This is a genomic window from Bartonella vinsonii subsp. berkhoffii ATCC 51672 (genome assembly GCF_902825225.1).
GTDB classification, from domain to species: Bacteria; Pseudomonadota; Alphaproteobacteria; order Rhizobiales; family Rhizobiaceae; genus Bartonella; species Bartonella berkhoffii.
This window is the reverse complement of sequence record NZ_CADEAK010000348.1, coordinates 1-385: the sequence shown is the minus strand read 5'-3', so window position 1 is coordinate 385 and position 385 is coordinate 1. Positions and strand designations below refer to the sequence as shown.

Annotated in this window: 1 pseudogene; it reads right to left on the bottom strand. The window is 43.9% G+C overall.

Annotated elements, in window-relative coordinates:
* Nucleotides 1–14: 14 nt before the first annotated feature.
* Nucleotides 15–385, bottom strand: a pseudogene (locus J7R10_RS09560) (tyrosine-type recombinase/integrase); the annotation flags it as partial.

Sequence of the window (385 nt, the reverse complement as noted above, 5' to 3'; positions counted from 1 at the left end):
ATTTGCTTTTCCATTCAAGTTTTTTCAAAGCGAGGATGTGCTTTTTGATAAATTTCTAATAAGCGATCTGTATCAACATGGGTATAGGCTTGGGTAGTTGAGCGGCAGGCATGACCAAGAAGTTCTTGAATGGTGCGTAAATCTCCCCCACGGGATAAAAGATGGGTGGCAAAAGAATTGCGCAAGGTATGAGGTGTCGCTGTCTCTGGTAAACCAAGGCTTGCACGTAGATTTCGAACAGCTCGTTGAATAATGGCTGGCTGCAAAGCGCCGCCTCGTGCACCACGAAACATGGGTTGGTTGTTCACTATAGGCTAGGGACAGCATTTGAGTTAATTCTGTACTGTTTCGGATACAATTTTTATGAGAGTAACAAGTCGTGTTT